General features: G+C 39.8%; 18 protein-coding genes and 1 other RNA gene. 10 read left to right on the forward strand and 9 right to left on the reverse strand.

Annotated elements, in window-relative coordinates; all coding sequences use genetic code 11:
- Nucleotides 1-8 precede the first annotated feature (8 nt).
- From accA to AAEY62_RS09865, 3 genes are all read left to right on the forward strand, one after another.
- Nucleotides 9-965 carry an acetyl-CoA carboxylase carboxyl transferase subunit alpha gene (gene accA / locus AAEY62_RS09855; RefSeq protein WP_007581016.1) on the forward strand — a complete coding sequence of 319 codons (957 nt, stop codon included), beginning with the start codon at nt 9-11 and terminating at the stop codon, nt 963-965.
- Between the two features lie 82 nt (nt 966-1,047).
- Nucleotides 1,048-2,352, forward strand: coding sequence for a tRNA lysidine(34) synthetase TilS (tilS, locus tag AAEY62_RS09860; RefSeq protein ID WP_350634879.1), 1,305 nt, complete (start codon nt 1,048-1,050; stop codon nt 2,350-2,352).
- Nucleotides 2,353-2,706: a hypothetical protein gene (locus tag AAEY62_RS09865; RefSeq protein ID WP_010553734.1), complete on the forward strand. Its 354-nt coding sequence runs from the start codon at nt 2,353-2,355 to the stop codon at nt 2,704-2,706.
- 29 nt (nt 2,707-2,735) lie between these two features.
- Here AAEY62_RS09865 and AAEY62_RS09870 read toward each other — a convergent pair whose 3' ends face one another.
- On the reverse strand, nt 2,736-3,632 hold the full coding sequence (locus tag AAEY62_RS09870) for a GGDEF domain-containing protein (protein WP_024590733.1): 897 nt from the start codon (nt 3,630-3,632) through the stop codon (nt 2,736-2,738).
- A 134-nt stretch (nt 3,633-3,766) separates the two neighbouring features.
- Between AAEY62_RS09870 and AAEY62_RS09875 the strand changes: the two genes are divergently transcribed.
- Nucleotides 3,767-5,740 (forward strand): monovalent cation:proton antiporter family protein, encoded by a 1,974-nt coding sequence (locus tag AAEY62_RS09875; RefSeq protein ID WP_007584073.1) that lies wholly within the window; start codon nt 3,767-3,769, stop codon nt 5,738-5,740.
- A gap of 9 nt (nt 5,741-5,749) precedes the next feature.
- Here the strand turns inward: AAEY62_RS09875 and AAEY62_RS09880 are convergent, their stop codons facing one another.
- Complete coding sequence (locus AAEY62_RS09880; RefSeq protein ID WP_007584072.1) at nt 5,750-6,895, reverse strand: patatin-like phospholipase family protein; 1,146 nt, start codon at nt 6,893-6,895, stop codon at nt 5,750-5,752.
- 239 nt (nt 6,896-7,134) lie between these two features.
- Here AAEY62_RS09880 and AAEY62_RS09885 point away from each other — a divergent pair, with 239 nt between their 5' ends.
- From AAEY62_RS09885 to AAEY62_RS09910, 6 genes are all read left to right on the forward strand, one after another.
- Nucleotides 7,135-8,010, forward strand: a complete 876-nt coding sequence (locus AAEY62_RS09885; protein ID WP_350634880.1) for a DUF3014 domain-containing protein — start codon at nt 7,135-7,137, stop codon at nt 8,008-8,010.
- A gap of 139 nt (nt 8,011-8,149) precedes the next feature.
- Nucleotides 8,150-8,246, forward strand: an RNA gene (gene ffs, locus AAEY62_RS09890) — signal recognition particle sRNA small type.
- Between the two features lie 297 nt (nt 8,247-8,543).
- The gene (gene scpC, locus AAEY62_RS09895; RefSeq protein WP_350634881.1) at nt 8,544-10,070 is read left to right on the forward strand and encodes a succinyl-CoA:acetate CoA-transferase ScpC; all 1,527 of its coding nucleotides are present in this window, start codon (nt 8,544-8,546) and stop codon (nt 10,068-10,070) included.
- A gap of 237 nt (nt 10,071-10,307) precedes the next feature.
- Nucleotides 10,308-10,487 carry a hypothetical protein gene (locus tag AAEY62_RS09900; RefSeq protein ID WP_350634882.1) on the forward strand — a complete coding sequence of 60 codons (180 nt, stop codon included), beginning with the start codon at nt 10,308-10,310 and terminating at the stop codon, nt 10,485-10,487.
- A gap of 174 nt (nt 10,488-10,661) precedes the next feature.
- The gene (locus tag AAEY62_RS09905) at nt 10,662-10,973 is read left to right on the forward strand and encodes an EthD family reductase (protein ID WP_007584064.1); all 312 of its coding nucleotides are present in this window, start codon (nt 10,662-10,664) and stop codon (nt 10,971-10,973) included.
- A 219-nt stretch (nt 10,974-11,192) separates the two neighbouring features.
- Nucleotides 11,193-13,328, forward strand: a complete 2,136-nt coding sequence (locus tag AAEY62_RS09910; protein ID WP_350634883.1) for a TonB-dependent siderophore receptor — start codon at nt 11,193-11,195, stop codon at nt 13,326-13,328.
- Between the two features lie 34 nt (nt 13,329-13,362).
- On the opposite strand, the gene AAEY62_RS09915 is transcribed toward AAEY62_RS09910, so the two are convergent.
- The 7 genes from AAEY62_RS09915 to AAEY62_RS09945 all read right to left on the reverse strand — a co-directional run bounded on the left by AAEY62_RS09915 (nt 13,363) and on the right by AAEY62_RS09945 (nt 20,147).
- Nucleotides 13,363-14,457, reverse strand: a complete 1,095-nt coding sequence (locus AAEY62_RS09915) for a mechanosensitive ion channel family protein (protein ID WP_350634884.1) — start codon at nt 14,455-14,457, stop codon at nt 13,363-13,365.
- 94 nt (nt 14,458-14,551) lie between these two features.
- Nucleotides 14,552-14,953, reverse strand: a complete 402-nt coding sequence (locus tag AAEY62_RS09920) for a DUF6691 family protein (protein WP_024608637.1) — start codon at nt 14,951-14,953, stop codon at nt 14,552-14,554.
- A gap of 3 nt (nt 14,954-14,956) precedes the next feature.
- Entirely contained in the window at nt 14,957-15,370 is a 414-nt protein-coding gene (locus tag AAEY62_RS09925; RefSeq protein ID WP_007584056.1) for a YeeE/YedE family protein, read from the reverse strand.
- A gap of 2 nt (nt 15,371-15,372) precedes the next feature.
- A complete protein-coding gene (locus AAEY62_RS09930; protein ID WP_350634885.1) occupies nt 15,373-16,632 on the reverse strand; it encodes an OmpP1/FadL family transporter in 1,260 nt (419 codons plus the stop codon).
- Nucleotides 16,633-17,011: 379 nt separating this feature from the next.
- The gene (locus AAEY62_RS09935) at nt 17,012-18,442 is read right to left on the reverse strand and encodes a sugar porter family MFS transporter (RefSeq protein WP_350634886.1); all 1,431 of its coding nucleotides are present in this window, start codon (nt 18,440-18,442) and stop codon (nt 17,012-17,014) included.
- A gap of 36 nt (nt 18,443-18,478) precedes the next feature.
- Nucleotides 18,479-19,582 (reverse strand): FecR family protein, encoded by a 1,104-nt coding sequence (locus AAEY62_RS09940; RefSeq protein WP_101164372.1) that lies wholly within the window; start codon nt 19,580-19,582, stop codon nt 18,479-18,481.
- Nucleotides 19,575-20,147: an RNA polymerase sigma factor gene (locus AAEY62_RS09945; protein ID WP_024590760.1), complete on the reverse strand. Its 573-nt coding sequence runs from the start codon at nt 20,145-20,147 to the stop codon at nt 19,575-19,577. The genes AAEY62_RS09940 and AAEY62_RS09945 overlap by 8 nt, the downstream gene beginning before the upstream one ends.
- Nucleotides 20,148-20,342 lie beyond the last annotated feature (195 nt).

Genomic DNA, 20,342 nt, shown 5'->3' on the forward strand with positions numbered 1-20,342 from the left:
TTTAGAGCATGAGCCTCAATTATCTTGATTTTGAGCTTCCAATTGCAGAATTAGAAGCAAAAATTGAAGAATTACAAAATATAAGCCGCGCTGGCGAATTAGACCTTGAGTTAGAAGAGGAAGTCAGCAAATTAAAAGAAAAAAGTGCCAAACAAAAACAGGAGATTTTTTCTAATTTAGGCGCTTGGCAAGTATCACAGTTAGCACGTCATCCGTTGCGTCCTTACACTCGAGATTATATCGAGCGCATTTTCACGGAATTTGACGAGTTTGCTGGCGATCGTACTTTTGCTAACGATCCGGCTATTTTAGGAGGCGTTGCGCGTTTAGATGGCGAACCAGTCATGGTTATTGGCCAACAAAAAGGCCGTGACACTGCTGAAAAAATTAAACGCAACTTTGGTATGCCAAAGCCAGAAGGTTACCGTAAAGCATTACGCTTAATGGAAATGGCTGAGCGTTTTAAAATGCCAATCATGACCTTTATCGACACGCCGGGTGCATACCCAGGTGTTGGCGCTGAAGAACGTGGTCAATCTGAAGCAATCGCGCGTAACTTAAAAGTAATGGCGACACTTAAAGTGCCGACAATATGTACGGTTATTGGTGAAGGCGGTTCAGGTGGTGCATTAGCGATTGGTGTTGGCGACAGAGTTAACATGTTGCAATACAGCACTTACTCTGTAATTTCGCCTGAAGGTTGTGCGTCTATTCTTTGGAAAAGCGCCGACAAAGCCCCACTTGCAGCAGAAGCAATGGGTGTAACCGCAGAGCGAGTTAAAGAACTAGATTTAATCAGTAACTTAATTGATGAACCTCTAGGCGGCGCGCACCGCAATTACGATGCTATGGCACGTAACTTAAAAGTTCGCCTTAAACGTGACTTAGCAGACCTACAAGCGCTTACGCTTGAAGAAATGCTTGATCAACGTTATAAACGTTTAATGTCGTTTGGTTATTGCTAAACACATTAAATGTTAAAAAAAGCCGCTTATGCGGCTTTTTTGCTTTAAAATGTTCAGAGTTTTTATATAAAAGTGCGCCCATATGCATACATCAGCAATTTATCAGCAATTAAAAAAATCATTAAATAGCTATATTGAGCAAGGTAACACCGCTTTTACAGTGGCGCTTTCTGGTGGCGTTGATTCTGTGGTGTTGTTGCATTTAATGCGCACTTTAAAAGTAGATAACCCTGCAATTAATGTATCGGCTATTTATGTCCACCATGGCTTGAGCCAGTATGCTGATGACTGGCAACACTTTTGCAAAAACGTATGCATTGAGCTTAATGTGCCTTTTGAAGCTGCGAAAGTTGTTATTGAGCCGCAGTCGCGCACAAGTCTTGAAGCCCAAGCACGCGACGTCCGTTATAAAGCACTTGATGAGCTAAGCCCACAAGGCAGCATTATTTTACTGGGCCAACACTTAAACGACCAAGTAGAAACGTTTTTACTGCGCTTAAAGCGTGGCTCAGGTTTAAAAGGGCTTGGTTCTATGTATAAAGAGCGCTTGCTGCAAAGTGGGCGTATATGTTTTAGACCATTACTAAATGTAGCTCGCAGCGATATAGAAGCGTTTGCAACGCAGTTTAGTATTAGCTACATAACCGATGGCTCTAATACAGATGAAAGCTTTGATCGTAACTTTTTACGCTCAAAAATAGTACCTGTGTTAGCTGAGCGCTTTAATGGGTTTGAACAATGCACTGCACGAAGTATTGAGCTACTACAGCAGCAACAAACATTACTTGATGAATATACTCAGCTCGATTTAAATAAGTGTATTAACGAGCATCAAGCGCTTTGCATTGGCCAGGTAAGCGAATACAGCGCAGCGCGCATTGCAAATATAGTACGTGCGTGGCTTGCATTATTTACACAAGTGATGCCATCGCAAAAGCAGCTCGAGCAAATTATTAATCAAGCAATGTGCGCAAAAAACGATGCACAAATGCGTATTGATTTGCTCGATGGGCAAATACGTCGTCATCAAGGTTATTTGTATTTTGTAACACCAAGTGAAGTATTAACAGATATTGAGCTGAATTATTCACAGCTAAAACTGGCAGACGGGCGCTTATTAGTTAAAAGCACCGGTTGCGGAGTAAGACCTGCACACGCTAATGAGCAAGTAATAGTGCGCTTTAATTGCAATAGCGCACGCATTAAACCACTTAAAAAGCCTGGTAGTAATACAGTTAAACATTGGTTTAAAGATGCAAAAATAGCGCCTTGGCTTCGCGCCAGTGTGCCGCTTATTTTTTATAATGATGAATTAGTACAAGTGGTTGGTTATTTTATAAGTGCTAAGCATATTGATGAAAATGGTATTTTTTGGGAGTGTAAATAAATGAGTAAACAGCCGCATGTTGGTTTGTCGTTAGTTACTAAAGCGCCAGTGGGTATGCTAATAACGGCCGTTATAGCTATTATTGCTAATATTTTACTTGAGCTAAATATAGTTACGCTAGGTTATGCAGTTGCGGGTGGAATTGTATCTGCAGTGCTTTTATTAGCTTATTGGTTAGGTAAAGGTGGATTGTTTTTTATTTTAGGCGTGAGCCTGCCACTGCTTTTAGTATTATTTACACCGCTTGCTACTATTACCGCATTACTTAATTTAATTAGCGGATTCTTTTTTGGCTTTTGTGCTGCTTTGTTTATTTATAAATTGGTAAGTGCAAAGCCTAGCGGGGGAAGCTAGGCTTTTTATTTAATGCAGTTAAGTAAAGACTAATATGCTTTTGCGCAGTTTCTACCAGATGCTTTTGCTTTGTATAAACCTTTATCGGCGCGAGCAAATATTTCAGTTTCGCTGTCTTGGCTGTTAGCTAAAGTAAAACCAATACTGGTTGTTACTTTATACTTAGACATTAGGGGCGATTTTCTTACTAAGCACATTATCCGCTCAGCAATCACTTTATTCGTTGTAAACTCAGGGTCTTCAATAAGTAAAGCAAACTCATCACCACCAAATCTAAATACCGAATCAGTGCCGCGTATGCTGCTACACAGTACTTTTGAAAACTCTTTAAGTGTATCGTCACCAATTTTATGGCCAAAGTTGTCGTTAACTTGTTTAAAATTATCTAAATCAAGCAGCATTAAACTAAATGGACGCTGGTAACGACGGCAGTTTTCAAGCTTTTGCAGTAAAAAGTCATTAAACTGACTACGGTTATTTAAGCCGGTTAATGCATCCTTTGTGGCAAGCTTTAATACACGGCTATACATCATCGCATTACGAAGTGGATAAACCAGCGCAGTATGTAAAGTATGTAGCTTTTTCTCAATGGCTTGACCAAGCGGGAATTTACTAAAATAAATTAGCTGCCCTAAGTGTTCTTTACCAATCGCCAAATCAAAAATATAAGGAGTACTATTTGTGTCACTCTGTGATGTTTGTGTAGTTCCCAGTGTTGACTGAAACTGTAAACCAGAGAAATTTAACAATTGTTTTGTAAATTTTGCGTATATAGCTAAAACATCCTCAATCACTAAGCTAGTTTGTAGCTCTGTAACGAGTTTATGTGTTTCTGTTATTTCATTTGTTGGCGAATGTTCAGCCGAAAACGGCAAAAAATCACCGCGACCAGACACACGCTGCGTCAAAATATGGACGTTTTCCATTAAATTCTCCCCCGAGGGTGTTGCTTTGCAATTACTTAAGCGATTTTTGTGCCATATTTTAAAACTTGCTGAAAAACAGAAGGTTGCTATATTTAAAGTAAGTCCCTTGGTTTAATTGACGCGTGAGGCCGAATTTGCAGAGTATTAACGTTCAAATTTTTGGCTTGCTAGTGGCAGCAGTTCTTTTTGTGTGGTTTTTTAAACGCATTGGCTTGCCGCCTATTTTGGCGTACCTAGCAACGGGGGTTTTAGCCGGTAGTCATGGTATTGGCTGGCTTGCGCAATCTCATGAAATAGAGTTTGTAGCAGAGCTTGGTATTGTGTTTTTGTTATTTAGTTTGGGGTTAGAATTTTCTATTTCGCGGCTAATGGCAATGCGAAGCCTAGTATTTGGGCTGGGCTCGTTACAAGTAGGTATAACCAGCTTACTCTTCATTATTATTTTATATTGTTTAGACTTCTCCCTACTCACCAGTTTTACCATTGGTACAATTATGGCGCTTTCTTCTACGGCTGTAGTGGTTAAGCTATTAAAAGAAACGGGTGAGCTTAATCAGCGCCGTGGGCAATTGGCCGTTGGTGTACTGCTTTTTCAAGATATTGCTGTTGTTCCTCTATTAATAATACTTCCTTTATTTGCATCAAGCGACTCTCAAAGTATTGGCTGGGCTTTAGCGTTTGCCCTAAGTAAGGGCGCATTTGTATGCGTGCTTCTTTGGGCAATTGGTAAATGGGTATTGCCCATTGTGTTTAAAGAAATAGCGCAAGTACGAACCGATGAGTTGTTTGTGCTTACCACTATATTAGTCGCCTTATTTGCGGGTTTTTTAACGTATATGTTTGGCTTGTCTATGGCATTGGGCGCTTTTTTAGCGGGAATGATGTTAGGTGAGAGCCATTACAGGCATCAGTTAGAGGCTGATATACGTCCATTTCGCGATATTTTAATGGGGCTGTTTTTTGTAACTGTGGGTATGCAGTTGGATATTTTATTTGTACTGGCGCATATAGTAATAATTATTGGCGCATTGCTTGGGCTACTCGTATTAAAAATTACAGTAGTAGCACTTAGTGCGCGGCTAATGCATGAGCGAAACCAAGACTCGCTCGCCTGTGGCATTATGCTGTGGCAAATGGGGGAGTTTGGTTTTGTACTTATCGCACTTGCTGGCCAGCATCAGTTATTAAACTCAGAGCAAGCTTCATTTTTAATTGCCCTTGGTGTCTTATCAATGGCATTTACACCATTTTTGATTGATAAAACGCCATTTATTTTAAAGCGTTTGGGTATACTCGATCGCCCTAGTTTAGCGCTGGAGAGTGAGCCACAAAGTAGTACACTTTATAGTGACCATGTTGTTATTTGTGGTTTTTCGCGTGTTGGGCAAACTATAGCGCGTTTTTTAAAGCCCGAAGCAATAGACTACGTTGCCATTGAAAGTAACCCAATTTTAGTACAAGAAGGCAAAGCGGCAGGTGAGCCTGTTATATTTGGCTATGTTAAACAAAAAGATATTTTAAAGTGCGCAGGAGTAGAGCGAGCTCGCTTGGTTATTATTACTTTTACAGAGCTTGATCACGCACAAGTTGTTATTGATGCCATAAAACAAATAGCGCCCAACGTTAAAATACTTATTCGTACTCGTGACGATAGCCAGTTAGATTATTTAAAAGGGCTAGGCGTAACCGAAGTAGTGCCAGAGTCGTTAGAGGCGAGCTTAATGCTCGTGTCGCATGTGTTGTCTATGTCGGGCGTACCGATGACGCGTATTGTGCGTAGAGTAAGTAAAGAACGTCGTAATCGTTATCCGTTAATGCAAAGCTTTTATGCAGGGTATTTTAAAGATAGCGAAGATGCCTCAAGTGAACGATTAGAATACTTACATGTTGTAGCGCTACCTCAGCAAGCTTATGCCGTGGGTAAAACAATTGAAGATCTTAATTTAGAAAAGCGGCGAGTACTCGTAAAAGCACTGCGCAGAGAAGGAGCCGAAATAGATACGCCATCAGCGCAAACAACATTATTGGCTAATGACGTTTTAGTATTACAAGGTAAACCAAGGCGTGTTGAGCGGGTAGAGCACTATCTGCTCGACGGAATCGAATAGTGACTTAGATTAATCTAACTCTAAAAATTCACGCATCTTAGGCAACTGCGCCATACCGTCTTCATAGCCAATTTGCATTAAATGCTGGGTGTAGCGTTTTTCAAACAATAGGTAACTGGTTAAACTCGATTGCGAATGCTTTTTAACACCTATGGTACGTAGCAATACTTTAATGGCCCATGGCATATCGTCGTAATACTGAGCTGCAATGGCATTAAAGTTTTGCGAAGGGTTAATGACAAAGGTATCTATTTGTTTAAGTTCTTGATGTTTGTCGCGAGCGGGTAATAGCCCTAATGTTCGGTTAACACGAGCTAAACGCTCCAAATCCGATTGCATAGTGTCGGTAAATACACTGTCGAGTAAATGCCCTGCAACAGCAGATAGACCCGGATAATGTGGCGAGTAACCCGGTGGGTGTAATTCTTTGGGTTGGTCGACCCCAATAATAAATATTTTTTCAGCGCCTAAATGAATCGACGGACTCAGCGGAGAAAGTTGATGTATAGAGCCATCCCCAAAGTAATGGTTATAAATATTTACACTGGGAAACACCATAGGGATGGCACTCGATGCCATTAAGTGCTCAACATTAATACGAGTTGCACGGCCTTCGCGTTTAGCACGCTGCCACGATGTTTGCGTATTAGATTGAAAAAATGCAACAGAGTCGCCCGTTGTATAACTTGAGGCCGTAATAGACAGCGCATCTAAATAATTACGATGTAAATTGCGCTCAATGCGGTGTAAATCTAAAATTTCGTTTAATAAACCACGCAGAGGGCGGTTGTTTAGCAAGCTCGCTGGTGGATGGTTAATATGTTCTGACTGAAAGCTCGTTAAAATATTACGCGCAATATGACCAAATACGCTTAAAAAATCACTTTTATAGACCATAGAGGTTGAAAAGTTTTTCCAAACTGATTCAAGCTTTCGTACAGCCAAATGCGCACAGGAGGCGTAACATGCTAACGCAGCTGAGTTAATAGCCCCAGCAGAGGTGCCATTTATTACTCTAAATGGCAATGGAGCGGTACGAGGCATACTATGAGCTAGCGCTTTAAGGACACCCACTTGATAAGCAGCACGTGCGCCACCACCTGTGAGTAATAAGGCAATTTTAGGTTTTTGTGGATCAACTTGCTTGATTTTCATATTGGTGGTTAAACTGTTCTACGTCTTTACTTTATTTATTAACTGTAAGTCTTTAAGCTAGAAGAATCAAAGGATAACTGCCCTAATACTTATTACATTATTTAATCACCCAATTTAGTAGGTAACTTACTTTGCTATAATTGTCGTATTATAAAATGTCATAGTATTTGTGTAAGAATGAATTTAATCCACTTAGCGTACTCTAAGTGATATCGCATTTTAATTTTTATGGAGTTCGTATGTCAGATAAACCAGAAGCATCAGATGTTCAAAAACGTCCACCTAATAACAATATTCTTTTCGCCGTTATTATTTTAATAGTCGTAGCATGTGCGGCCGCCTTCGTATTGCTAACACCCAGTGACGAGCAAGCAACACGCACTAAGGTAGAGCCCACAGTTAAAGAACAACCTATGATGGAGCTTAAACCCGAGAACGACCCAGTGGTAGGTGCGCCATCTGTAAAGCCAGAAAAACCAGCCGAGCTTGAAGTACCAGCACAAAGCCCAAGTGAGCCTATGCCTGAAGTAGAGCCACTACCAACGCTTAACGAAAGTGATGCAGTTGTTGTTGCTAAAATGGACGAGTACCTAAGCGACTCAGTAATGAGCTTAATGGTGACCGACGATGTTATTCGTCGCGGTGTGGTATATGTAGATAACTTAGCAAAAGGAAAAATAGCTAAAAAGCACATGCCTGTTGTACAGCCAGAAGAAAAATTTAGCGTGAATGAAGGTGATATCTTAACTATTAACCCTAACAGCTACGAGCGTTATACACCGTATGTGAAAATATTTACCAGTATGAGTGCAGCGCAAGCCGTTCGCATGTACGAAGAGTACAAGCCACTTATTAATAATGCATACAGTGAAATTGGTTACGGCGATGACGAGTTTAATCAAACGCTAACCGATGCAATCGATTTATTACTTGATACGCCAGAGCCTGAAGGTGACTTGCCGTTACTTCGTGATTCAGTAACGTACCAGTATGCGTTTTCGGAGTGGGAGCAATTACCAGATGCACAAAAACAGCTTTTACGTATGGGTCCAGAAAACATGAAAAAAGTAAAAGCAGCATTACGTAATATAAAAGCGCAGTTAGAGAACAATTAATACGCACTAAAATAGCTAAATACGCCGCGATTGTATATGAAGTATGCAATCGCACTTTCTTTTTAGATTATCCCTTGAATAACAGAGCAAAAGTAGAGATAATCCCTCCCGCGCCAACCAAGGCCCTCAATGGTAGTCTTATTGGTCCTCTCGCAACACTAGCAGGCGAACCTGGTCAGGCCCGGAAGGGAGCAGCCACAGTTTGTGACGTGTGTGCCGAGATGTGGCTGGTAAGACTGCCACCCAAATTCCTCATTTGGGTGTTTGAACTAATAAACTTAATTCCTCAAAAATAATTCCTCTTATTAAATAATACTATTTATTTATAGATTACTTTATAAATTACTTTATAGATTGTTATGTCATTTTTGTTAAAAATATTACTAATAACTACATGATAGTATTAATTAAAAGTAAATTAACCTCCCTTTTAAACATGTTGCTCATCCTCGATTCGTAAATACGACTTAAGTCTAGATTGTGTAGTACGAAGTTAGGATTAGAATAATGTCAAATTTAGAGAGGAGCTCAGTATGCACTTGGAACGTATTCGCAATAGTAACCTGCATGACAAGGTGATGCCGGCAGAACAAGCAAGCCAATTTATTAAAGATGGAATGACTGTAGGGATGAGTGGCTTCACTCGTGCCGGAGAAGCTAAAGCAGTACCCAGAGCGTTAATTGAGCAAGTCAAAAAAAATCCAATAAAAATAAATTTAATGACTGGCGCATCTTTAGGTAATGATCTCGACAAGCTATTAACAGAAGCGGGCATTTTAGCGCGTCGTATGCCTTTTCAAGTAGATAGCACTTTACGTAAAGCGATTAATAACGGTGAAGTAATGTTTATTGATCAGCATTTATCTGAAACGGTTGAGCATCTACGAAATCATCAATTAACCATGCCTGATGTAGCTGTTATTGAAGCAGTCGCTATTACCGAAGAAGGGCATATTGTGCCAACTACATCGGTTGGTAACTCAGCCAGTTTTGCTATTTTTGCCAAAGAAGTCATTGTTGAAATTAATATGCTGCATAACCCGAATCTTGAAGGTTTGCACGATATATACATCCCTTCGTATCGTCCTACTCGCCAACCAATGCCGTTAGTTAAAGTAGATGATAGAATTGGTAGCACTGCTATTCCTATCGATCCTGCAAAAATTGTTGGTATTGTTTTTACTAACCAAAGCGACTCGTTTTCTACCGTTACCGACCCTGATGAAGACACCGCCGCTATTGCGCGCCATTTAGTTAACTTTTTTAAAGATGAAGTGGCTCAAAATAAATTGCCAGCTAATTTAGGCCCGCTACAAGCAGGCATTGGTAACATTGCTAATGCAGTGATGATGGGGCTACTCGACTCTGACTTTAAAGATTTAACAATGTATTCAGAGGTACTGCAAGATTCGACGTTTGACTTAATTGATGCAGGTAAGATGAGCTTTGCATCAGGCAGTTCAATTGTGTTGTCTGAGCGTTGTAACGCGCAAGTATTTAATAATTTAGAAAAATACAAAGACAAGCTAGTGTTACGCCCTCAAGAAATTTCGAACCACCCTGAAATAGTGCGCCGTTTAGGTATTATTGCAATAAACACTGCACTTGAGTTTGATATGTATGGCAACGTAAATTCAACACATGTTTGTGGCACACGGATGATGAATGGTATTGGTGGCTCGGGTGATTTTGCTCGTAATGCTCATTTAGCTATATTTGTGACTAAGTCGATTGCTAAAGATGGGGCTATTTCAAGCGTAGTGCCTATGGCCAGTCATGTTGATCATAACGAACACGATGTTGATATTTTAGTAACCGAGCAAGGCTTAGCTGATTTACGCGGTTTAGCGCCGCGTGAGCGAGCGATACAAGTCATTAAGCATTGTGTGCACCCAGATTACCGTGACGATATGTTAGATTACTACAATCGCGCTTGTGAGCGTGGTGGGCATACCCCTCATTTACTTGAAGAAGCATTTAGTTGGCATATTCGCCTTGAACAACAAGGCAGCATGAAAAAAGTATCTGTAACAGATGCTCCAGTGCAACTTTCTGCATAAGCATTTTGGTTTATTAAAATTGAATTAATTAGCTTTATACTTACTTTTGAACCGCACTAGTGTCAGCTCAATCAGCTTTGATTAGTGCGGTTTGGTATAAACTGTAAGTCCAAAATAATTTTATACCTACTCTTTGCATACCTTTCCCAACTACCTTTTATTATTTTATTCACTTAGGTTTAAGTGCTATTACCGTTATTAAGTGTGTAATGTGCTTATTAAAAATATAGGTACTAAATGGCGTTTGATAGAGGATTAGAAGAGCGACCTACAGTAAAACCAGTTAAGGGCTTGGTTTATATTTTGCCTGAAGGTTTTGAGTCTGATTCTGATTTAGCATATTGGGTAAATACGTGCGTTAACTTTGTAGAGTCTTTACCGCCCAAACCTTTTAAAAAACGACCCGCACTTAAGTAAATTAGCGAAGTGTCACCTTAATTAAAATAAGCACTGCAATCAAATTACTGGCGCTATGAGTATGAATACTACATAATTGAGCGACTGCTCACTTATGCGTTTTTTTACTTATGTATGATTCATACTGTTTCAAAAGACGCTTTAAATTTTTTAGTAAATAAAAGAGAGAATGTAATGATTAAAGTAAGCGTATTATACCCAAATAATGAAAGTGCTACTTTCGATATGGACTACTACTGTAAAACACATTTACCCTTAGTTGCAGAGTTAGTTGGTAAAGCGCTTATATCAAGTAGTGCAGATGCAGGTTTAGCAGGTGGCGCACCGGGCGAAGCGCCAACTTATATTGCTATGGGGCATTTAGTGTTTGAATCGGTAGAATCTTTTCAGCAAGCCTTTGCACCTCATCAAGAGGCAATAGCCGCTGATTTAGTTAACTTTACTAACGTGTCTCCAGTAATTCAAATTAGCAATATTGCTGGGTAAATTACACGCTAAAACTAATTTAAGAATTACTTAATAACCCCTACTGTATTTAATACAGTAGGGGTTTTATTTTAACTGCAATAAAAGGGCTAGCGCTCTGTTTTGAGTAATATTAGTTCTAATATTTAGATGTATTAAACCCGCTCCTGTGTTGATTATAAAAATGATAAGAGTTATCATTTAGCTTGTTGGCTATCTACACTTCTCCCAGGAATTATCATGTTTAACCCTAATTATTTGGCATTAAGTATTGCTGCGTCTTTATCTGTTTTTTCTAATATAGCTTTTTCACAACAAAACGACGACATTGAAACTATTGAAGTAACTGGCCGTGCCCAGCAATTTTACTTAGAGACCGAAAGTAAAATTGGGACTAAAACTAATTTAGATCTTATTAAGCTTCCGCAATCTGCGCAGGTATTAACCGAGCAACTTATTATTGACCAAGCAGCGCGTGACATTACCGATTTGTACCGATCTATTGCGGGAGTGAGTGAATATAGCTACTCAGGCGTAACTTTTCGTGGTTTTAGAGATGACGCAAATGTATTTTACGATGGTGTGCGTGGCGACCCATATTCGGGCTTTGGTGTACCGCAGTTATTTAATGTTGAACGTGTTGAAGTATTAAAAGGGCCAGCCTCTGCTTTGTATGGCGGTGGCGAACCTGGTGGGATGATTAATTACGTAACCAAAAAGCCAAGCTACACACAAAAACGCGAACTAAAGCTTACTCTGGGTAACTACAATACCCGAGGTGCATCACTCGATATGACCGGTGGTTTAAGCGATACAATGGCTTATAGATTGGGTGGTTACTATGAGGAGCAAGATAGCTTTCGAAACAATGCTGACTCAAAAAACATCGAGCTGACGGGTGGATTGTTATTTGATTTAAGTGATTCAACAACCCTAACCACAAGTGTTGACTACATAAAACAAGACCTAGGCGGTAACCGCCTACGTGGCGTACCGGTAGATGACAACGGTAACTTTTTAGTTGACCCAAGTTATAACGCCAATGAGTCGTTTGATTATCAAAATATGGAAGCTTTGGTACTTCAAGCCGAGATAAGTCATTACTTTAGTGATGATTTTTCTGTAAGTAGCACACTGCGTTACATGGATAACGAACGCGATCAAGGCTACCATGAGTCGCAAAGTTGGGTAGATGTAAACGGCGATGGCATTGCCAATATTGACGACGAAACGATTAAGCGTGAATACCGCAAGCAATATCGCGCTAATAAAGAAGCAAGTATAACCACCGACTTTGTTTATAACTTTGGACAAGGACAATTAACCCATCAGTTTTTATTTGGTGGTGATTACCACACCGTTGATACCGAATATGACTACTTACGTGCCCGATATGAGGCCGATGGCGTCGCTAATTTAAATATTTTTAATTTAAACTACGGTGAAACCGATCCAAGTACTTATAACCTCACCGACATGAACCGCGATGGCGTTGATACCGACCGATTTGGTGTGTATGCGCAAGACGTAATTAGCATAGGCGAGCAGTGGACAATAATTGCAGGCCTACGCTATGACCATTTTAAAGAGTTTAATCAAGAAACTGGTTTTAGTTACTCAGATAACGACATAACGCCGCGCGTTGCTGTTACTTATCAACCAGTAGAAAACACATCGGTATATATTAATTACTCAGAGAGCTTTAACCCTACATCGTCAGCCGACCAAGAAGATGTAGAAGGCGAAGGTAATTTAGAACCAGAAACCGGCAAGCAAACCGAGCTGGGTATGAAAAACCAATGGCTCGACGGCAAAATAATGAGCACCTTTGCAATTTACCAAATTAATAAAGAAAACGTGGTAATGAGCAACCCTGACGATACGGGAGCGGGGGATGGAATTGCTGCACTTTTAAATATAGGTGAAGTAGAAAGCCGAGGATTTGAAACAACTTTAGTCGGCGATTTATCAGCGCACTGGACCGTAACGGCTAACTACGCATACAACGATACGCAAGTGGTAGACGGCGTAACGGGTGATACGCTTTCAAATACATTTGGAGATGGTTCGCGCTTTGCTAATGCACCACGCCACCAGGCAGGTTTATGGACTCGCTACGCAATTGATTCAATTGACTCATCAATTGCCTTTGGTGCAAATTACGTAAGTGAGCAACTTAGTACAAGTGGTCAAAAAGTAAAACCATTTACCGTATTTGATATGAGCTGGACGAGTCGCTTTGACGACGTATTACTGAGTGTAAATATTAATAACCTGTTTGATAAAGAATACGCGGTTAGTGGATTTAGTGAGCGAAACGGTCACTTTCCTGGCAGCCCTCGTGAAATTATTGGGCAAATAACCTACAAGTTTTAATACTTATTAGCGCGAGAGTCACTCGCGCTTTGTTTTAAGTATCGCCTTGCACCTTTTTATCACTATTAAATTTAGCGCCTTCTTGAGTAGTGTTAATAGCCGTAATAGGGAAGGGGATTACAATACCTTCTTTTTTATAGCGTTTATGCAGGGCTTTTATAAAAGCAGATTTAACCCAAAAGCGATTAAAGTATTCTTTAGCTCTAAGCATTACCGTAAAGTTAATGCTTGATCTATCAAAGGTATGAAAAACCACAAAGGTATTGTAATCATCAACGCCCCATTCGTGTGAAATAAGTATTTCGCGAGCCACTTCAAGTGTTACTTGCTCAACAAACTCTAAATCTGAATCGTAATGCACACTTATATCAACAGGTACGCTTAGCTCTTTTTCAGGGTAAAAGTAATTAATAATACGCGATTTAGATAATTGGCTATTAGGTATAATAATCATATTGTTAGGTAGCATTTTAACCCATGTAGATCGCCAGCCTATATGATCTACAAAGCCTTGCTCCTTAGATTCAAGCTCAATAAAATCACCCACCCTCATAGGTTTATCTATTACTAGCTGCACGCCAGAAAAAAAGTTTTCGAGGGTAGGTTGCAAAGCAAGAGCAACAGCCAGAGACGTAATACCTAACGAGGCAATAATAGGCGTAATAGAAATACCTAGCGTGCCCATTAATACCAGTAATCCCACTGACGATAATGTAACGCGTATCACGCCTTTAATTATGCTTTTTGAATTAAAAACCACGGCTGATTGTTTACCATAGTAATTAATAGTGCCAATAATAAAGCGGTCTAAAAACATAATAAGTGCAAGCAGCGCTAATACAATATTAATGCTATTAAAAGGGATCTGCTGAGAAATAGAAGTACTAATAATGAAGGTGTCGTGCTCTAAAATGGTGAGTAGCACAATAATTGTGCACAGTGTTAGCGGCTTAGATATTGACTCTATTAGTAAAGTATCGAATATAAATTTGGTTTTTGAAGTCCATTTTTTTAGCCAGTACATTACAAAAAAACGAATTAAAAACAGTAGTATAGCTATAAGTAAAAAGGAGGACGCTGCGCTTAACCAAGGTGTGCTGTTAGAAAATTCCAGCGCTTTATTTAGCATAACTTAAACCTGTTCAATATAGTTTTATATATTGCAGCAAGTTATGTACCTTTGTTTGGGTAAAGTAGCTGCCGAGTTTAGTCGGCAGCAAATATTATACTTTTTTGGCTAACCACATACCGCCTAGTACGGCTGCAAAAAATAATAAAAACTCCATTTTAAGAGACACCAATTGAACCAAACCAGGCCCTGGGCATATACCACTTAAACCCCAGCCTAAACCAAAAAGTACTGAGCCGATAATTAAGCGCGCATCAATATTTTTTAAATTACTTAAATTAAACGTTCCTGAAATAAGTGGCTTTTCTTTTTTTGCAACCCATAACCATGTAAACATCATTATTAGCATGGCAACAGCCATCACTATAATTAAGCTTGCGTCCCATTGGTTTCCATAGGTAAGAAAGTTAATCACTTTAGCGGGGTTTGTCATCCCGCTAATAATAAGTCCTAAGCCAAATATAAAGCCTATAACAACCATCATAATTGCTTTCATTATTTATCCTACAAGGTTTGCTGTAATGAAGGCGACAAGCATAAATGTGCATGTTGCAACCCAAGAGCGAGCAGAAAAGCGCGACATGCCGCACACACCATGGCCACTTGTGCACCCATTAGCTAAAGTTGTACCAGCGCCAACTAAAAGCCCTGCAACAACAATAAGCCAAGGCGGTAATTGCAATTCGCCTTCTAATAAAGATGGCGCAAATACCCTTACAGCGACTCCTGCCAACAACAACCCTAAAATAAAGTATAACTGCCAACGAGAGTCTGAATTTGCTTTAGCGAATACAGATTTAACAATGCCTGATATACCCGCAATTTTTCCGTATAAAACCAGTAATAACGTACACGCTATACCTATTAATGCACCGCCTATTGCAGCCGATACTGGGGTGAATTCTGTTATCATTTTTAAATTTCCCAAACAATAGAAACGCCTAAACCGGTTTGTTTCATTTCGATTGATAATTGTTGATTAGGCGCTAAGTAGTTAGCACCCGTTACTTTTTTTGCTGGCGAATAAAAAGCCATAGCGTTTAATTGTACCTTGTTGGTAAAAGAATGGCTAAAGCCAGTAGTAAAATGCCACTCTTGAACACCCGGGGCTAAAATATTTAATATAACTTGAGAAGAAGGAATAGGCTGCTCGGTGTAAGACACCCCAAAACGAATTTTTTGTTGCGATGTACGCTGCCACTGATAGCCAAGCTTATAAATAGTCATATCGTTCCAGCCAAACCCAGCGCCGGCGTTAGCTCCTAAAGGCGCTGACATCAAGTTATTGACTGGATTTGCAATACTTTTTACTTCGCTGTAATTTATTTTTTGCCAATCAAATACAACCTGATTACTTGGGGTAAGCTTGTAGGCTGCGCCAAGTTGAAACGAACTTGGCAGATCAAATCCGCCTTGCTCTGCAAATAAACCTTTATAGCTATCAAACTCTTGCATAGACACTGATGAGCGGTAACTTGCCCCCCAGCTTAATGACGAATTTATATCTTGGCTAATACCCAGTTGAATGCCTAGGCCTGTGCTTGTATCGGTGCCATTATTTGTAAGCGCTTCTGGTGATTGCGAAAAAGGAGCAAAGTTTCCAAGCCCTTGCGCTTCAAACTGTTGCACCACGTAAATAGGGGATACACCAAGGCGTGTTTGTTCATTCAACTTATAGCTTACTGTTGGGCTAATAAAGAGTTGTTTTAAATCAACGCCCGTCGTACCAGCGTAAAAAGTCCCCTCAGGAGAGGATTCTGCGCCGTACTCGGTATTCATACCGCCGTTGCCATACACTAATAAGCCAATATTTACTTTTTCATTTAATTGATGGCCAATAGCAAACTCTGGAATTGCAAATACAGTGTTGTCGCTTTTTTGTGTTTTTGCTTCAAGATAAAATGCGCCAGGGTAAAAAGTATCTACTTTTGATGCAGTATATTTTCGTTCAGGTGAAAAAAGCTCTAAGCCCAGAGATAGCTCTGTTCCATTAGGTAAAAAGGTTGCTGGATTATTAGCGCCAGACATTAATTCTTCTGACAGCGCTACACCTGCGCCAGCCATACCTTTGTGGGTCATGCCATAGCCGTGAGTAAAATAACCATTAGTAGCAAATGCACTGAACGAACCTAACGTACACGTTAAAGCTAAACCTGAAATTAACTGTTTTTTCATTTTAGTAAATACATAAAGTTGGAATGGGCGGACAATAGCTAATTTTTGATATTCTAAAAAGGAATTTAAATAGATTAGTTATAATAAAAGGTAATACGGCAATAGTTATAAAGCTAAAATAAATGAGCGTAGATTGCTATTCAATCTTAGCTTAAGTTAAAAGGTTCGCTAACGTATTGAGTTATAGCGATATTTAAGTATGCAATCGGTAGCTATACACTTTGGTATTAAAAGTGTGCAGGTAAAAGGAGGGTTTACGTATCAACAGCAGTTTAAAATATATTTATTAGTTAATGTTTAGCTCATCCAAACAATCACTCTTAAATAACGCCATGGTATGTAAAAGCAAAGCGGCGATTAATATCACCGCTTTTAAAAATTACATAGATTCGAGCGTTTTACCGCGTGTTTCTTTAATGTATTTAACAACAAAAAATATGCTTATAAGTGCCGATAACGCATAAAAGCCATAAGCGCCTGCAAGTCCAATGTTAGCCAGCATAATAGGGAAGGTCATGGTAATTGCAAAGTTAGCAATCCACTGCGCACTAGCAGCAACGGCAAGGGCAGCACCACGAATACGGTTATTAAACATTTCGCCCAATAATACCCATACAATTGGGCCCCAACTTAAGCCAAAAAATACCACAAATAAGTTAGCCATAATAAGCGCAAAAGTACCCATGTTATCGCTAAGGGCAAGTTTGCCTGCTTCATCAAGGCCTGCACTGCCAAATATATAAGTAAGCGCGCTTAAGCTGATAAACATACCAATACTGCCTACAAGCAACAGTGGTTTACGGCCAACTTTGTCAACTAGGGCAATGGCAATAAAGGTCGATACAATATTAGTAGTACCTGCGAGCACATTTATAAATAGCGATTGCGATTCATCAAACCCAGCGGCCTGCCAAAGCTCAGAGCCGTAATAAAACACCACGTTAATACCCACAAATTGCTGAAACACACTCAGCGCCACACCCACCCAAACAATTGGGTGTACTTTTTTACTGCCATCAATAAATAAATCACGAATACTTGGATTTGTATCGCTGTGCAATGAGCGTTTTACATCGCTTATTTGCGCATCAACATTGTCGTTCGATATTTTACTAAATACCGCTTTTGCATCGCCTACTTTACCTTGCGCCACTAAATAACGAGGCGACTCAGGAATAAACAAAACACCCACTAAAAACAGTACAGCAGGCACAAGCTCAGCCCAAAACATCCAGCGCCAAGCGGCTATATCAAGCATTAAAATATTTTGCGCGCTGCCTGCTGCATCAGCAATTAAGTAGTTACTTAAAAAAGCAGCAAATAAACCCAATACAATAGCGAGTTGTTGCAATGTAGCTAAACGACCACGTAGTGCTGGTGGCGCAACTTCTGCAATATAAGCTGGCGCTAATACCGATGCAGCACCAATACCTAAACCACCAAATAAACGGTAAAAAATAAACTCCGCAGAGCTTTCGCTAATGCCCGAACCAAATGCACTAATGGCAAAAATAATCGCGGTGATGATCATAATTGCACGGCGACCAAACTTATCAGCCAGCGGCCCCGCAGCCAGCGCACCTAGGGCGCACCCTAGTAACACAGACGCTACATTAAAGCCCGTAGCTACACTGCTTGAATTAAATGCATTACCGAGTGCCGACACCGTGCCGTTAATAACGCCCGAGTCAAAACCAAATAAAAAGCCACCAATAGCAGCAACGGCAGAGATAAAAATTACGTAAAAAAGTGAGCACGTGTTTGATGTGTGCGCCGAGCTATTATTCCTCGGCGATAAAGATGATGTCATGATTGTGTGTCCTGATTTTTATTATTGTGTACTGTACTATATTGAAGCGCTTGGATCTGCGTAATTTAAACGAATTTTATCTGGGCTAATTCTTTCATAACTAATATTAAAATTATTATTTAATACTTCTAATAAGCCCTTAACATCGCCTGTTTTAAACATACCAGCGACTTGTACCCTTGTTAAACGCTCATCATCAGAAAGCTCAAAGTCTATATTCGTATATCGACTAATCTCGGCCATGGCATCGGCAAGAGATTCGCCTCTAAAAATAAGGCTTCCTTTACGCCAAGAAAGACTAGCCGCTACATCTATAGGGTCTACTTTTTCAACGTGCTTAGCTATTTTACCTTTGAAACTTAAATCGAGCTTTTCACCTTTAGAAACTGCTGTAGAGTTATTTGATAAATATTTACCAAGCTTATTTGTTCCATTTTTTTGGAGGTTTGATGGTTGCGAACTAGTTTGTTCGGCAACAAGCACTTTGCCATCAGTGACTATTAACTCTATTTGTTTTTTACCCACTTCAACATTAAACGCAGTGCCTACTGCCTGAATAACTTTATCACCAGCAATAACACTTAAAGGCCGTGTCTTATCATGCGCCACATTTATATGTATCTCGCCCCGCAGTAAGTTAATTACTCGAGAGTCTCGGGTATATCTTATTTGTACAAAGCTATTAGTATTTAATGTGATTTCACTTTTATCTGGCAAAATTATGTCTTTGCTTTCACCTACACCCGTTTGAAAGTTAAGTTGCTTAGCGACAACAGCTGACTGATTAACGGGATAAAAAAATGAAAAATTAAATGCTTCTTGAAAAAAGCTAAGTGCAACAGCCAATAAAACAGAAGCGGCCGTTGCACCTAACCACACAGGGAGGCGTTTTTGTCTAGATTGTGATTGCGGGAATAGATCAGATAAGCGGCTAAGTTCACCCATCTTGTCCCATAGGTGTGCAACTTCAAGCAATACTTCGACGTTTTTATATGACTGAGCTAACCATAGCTGCAATGCGTCTTTTTCGGGTTTAGTTAAACCTCTATCGAGCTTGGCAAGCCATTCACTAGCACAATCAAGGCGTGCGTCTTCGACGGCCTTATTATTTCGTTCGCTTATATGGTGGACATTACTCATGACTACCTCCAGCACTTTTTTGTGAAGAAGAGTTCGGTTTGCCATACACACTTTTTTCAGATTGACGCATAAACTGCGTACAACGTTTTACGCCGGTTGCTATATGTTTTTCCACGGTACTTTCACTAAGGTTTAATTGAGCAGCAATTTCTCGCTGCGAATAACCATACACTTTTTTTAATACAAACACTTTACGGCATTGAACAGGCAAAAGCCTGACAGCTTCACAAAAATTTGAAAATTCGCAATCGGTTAGCGCATTTTCGTACATTTCGTCTTTCTGATGTTCTGCTAAGAGTTGCTCTAATGCTTCCATGTTGTCGATACTATCGACTAGTCGTATATTGGCTTGCTTTTGATAATCGAGCGCTAGGTTACGCGCCGTTTTATAAATAAAAGATTTTGGTGAGCTAATGTTTTCAGTGTTTTTTATTTGACAAATTCGCACGTAAGTTTCTTGCACAATGTCTTCAATTTCATGTGGAGGTACTATGCGTGCCACTACATTTGAGAGACCTTTGCGCGAGGCCAGATAAGCCTTATAAAATAGTGTGTCTTTTGTCATTGAGTGTGTGTCTCGTGTGTGTGTGGTTTTGGCAATTGTTGTTATTGTTTTGCCATTACAGCTTAAGACGATTGGTAATAAAAAATCCGCTACTCAATTTTAAAATAAATTGTTTTTCTATTTGTAAAATTGCAGGCACTATCAATCCTTGTTGTTAAAAGCTTGTAATTTGAATACCAAGTGTACTACAGTTTT

The sequence above is a fragment of the Pseudoalteromonas sp. GW168-MNA-CIBAN-0100 genome (assembly GCF_040309225.1).
Lineage (GTDB): Bacteria > Pseudomonadota > Gammaproteobacteria > Enterobacterales > Alteromonadaceae > Pseudoalteromonas > Pseudoalteromonas arctica.

Coding starts and splice junctions, on each gene's coding strand:
- accA (WP_007581016.1), top strand. CDS start 9: ATGAGCCTCAATTATCTTGATTTTGAGCTTCCAATTGCAGAATTAGAA.
- tilS (WP_350634879.1), top strand. CDS start 1,048: ATGCATACATCAGCAATTTATCAGCAATTAAAAAAATCATTAAATAGC.
- AAEY62_RS09865 (WP_010553734.1), top strand. CDS start 2,353: ATGAGTAAACAGCCGCATGTTGGTTTGTCGTTAGTTACTAAAGCGCCA.
- AAEY62_RS09870 (WP_024590733.1), bottom strand. CDS start 3,632: ATGGAAAACGTCCATATTTTGACGCAGCGTGTGTCTGGTCGCGGTGAT.
- AAEY62_RS09880 (WP_007584072.1), bottom strand. CDS start 6,895: ATGAAAATCAAGCAAGTTGATCCACAAAAACCTAAAATTGCCTTATTA.
- AAEY62_RS09885 (WP_350634880.1), top strand. CDS start 7,135: ATGTCAGATAAACCAGAAGCATCAGATGTTCAAAAACGTCCACCTAAT.
- scpC (WP_350634881.1), top strand. CDS start 8,544: ATGCACTTGGAACGTATTCGCAATAGTAACCTGCATGACAAGGTGATG.
- AAEY62_RS09900 (WP_350634882.1), top strand. CDS start 10,308: ATGGCGTTTGATAGAGGATTAGAAGAGCGACCTACAGTAAAACCAGTT.
- AAEY62_RS09905 (WP_007584064.1), top strand. CDS start 10,662: ATGATTAAAGTAAGCGTATTATACCCAAATAATGAAAGTGCTACTTTC.
- AAEY62_RS09910 (WP_350634883.1), top strand. CDS start 11,193: ATGTTTAACCCTAATTATTTGGCATTAAGTATTGCTGCGTCTTTATCT.
- AAEY62_RS09915 (WP_350634884.1), bottom strand. CDS start 14,457: ATGCTAAATAAAGCGCTGGAATTTTCTAACAGCACACCTTGGTTAAGC.
- AAEY62_RS09920 (WP_024608637.1), bottom strand. CDS start 14,953: ATGAAAGCAATTATGATGGTTGTTATAGGCTTTATATTTGGCTTAGGA.
- AAEY62_RS09925 (WP_007584056.1), bottom strand. CDS start 15,370: ATGATAACAGAATTCACCCCAGTATCGGCTGCAATAGGCGGTGCATTA.
- AAEY62_RS09930 (WP_350634885.1), bottom strand. CDS start 16,632: ATGAAAAAACAGTTAATTTCAGGTTTAGCTTTAACGTGTACGTTAGGT.
- AAEY62_RS09935 (WP_350634886.1), bottom strand. CDS start 18,442: ATGACATCATCTTTATCGCCGAGGAATAATAGCTCGGCGCACACATCA.
- AAEY62_RS09940 (WP_101164372.1), bottom strand. CDS start 19,582: ATGAGTAATGTCCACCATATAAGCGAACGAAATAATAAGGCCGTCGAA.
- AAEY62_RS09945 (WP_024590760.1), bottom strand. CDS start 20,147: ATGACAAAAGACACACTATTTTATAAGGCTTATCTGGCCTCGCGCAAA.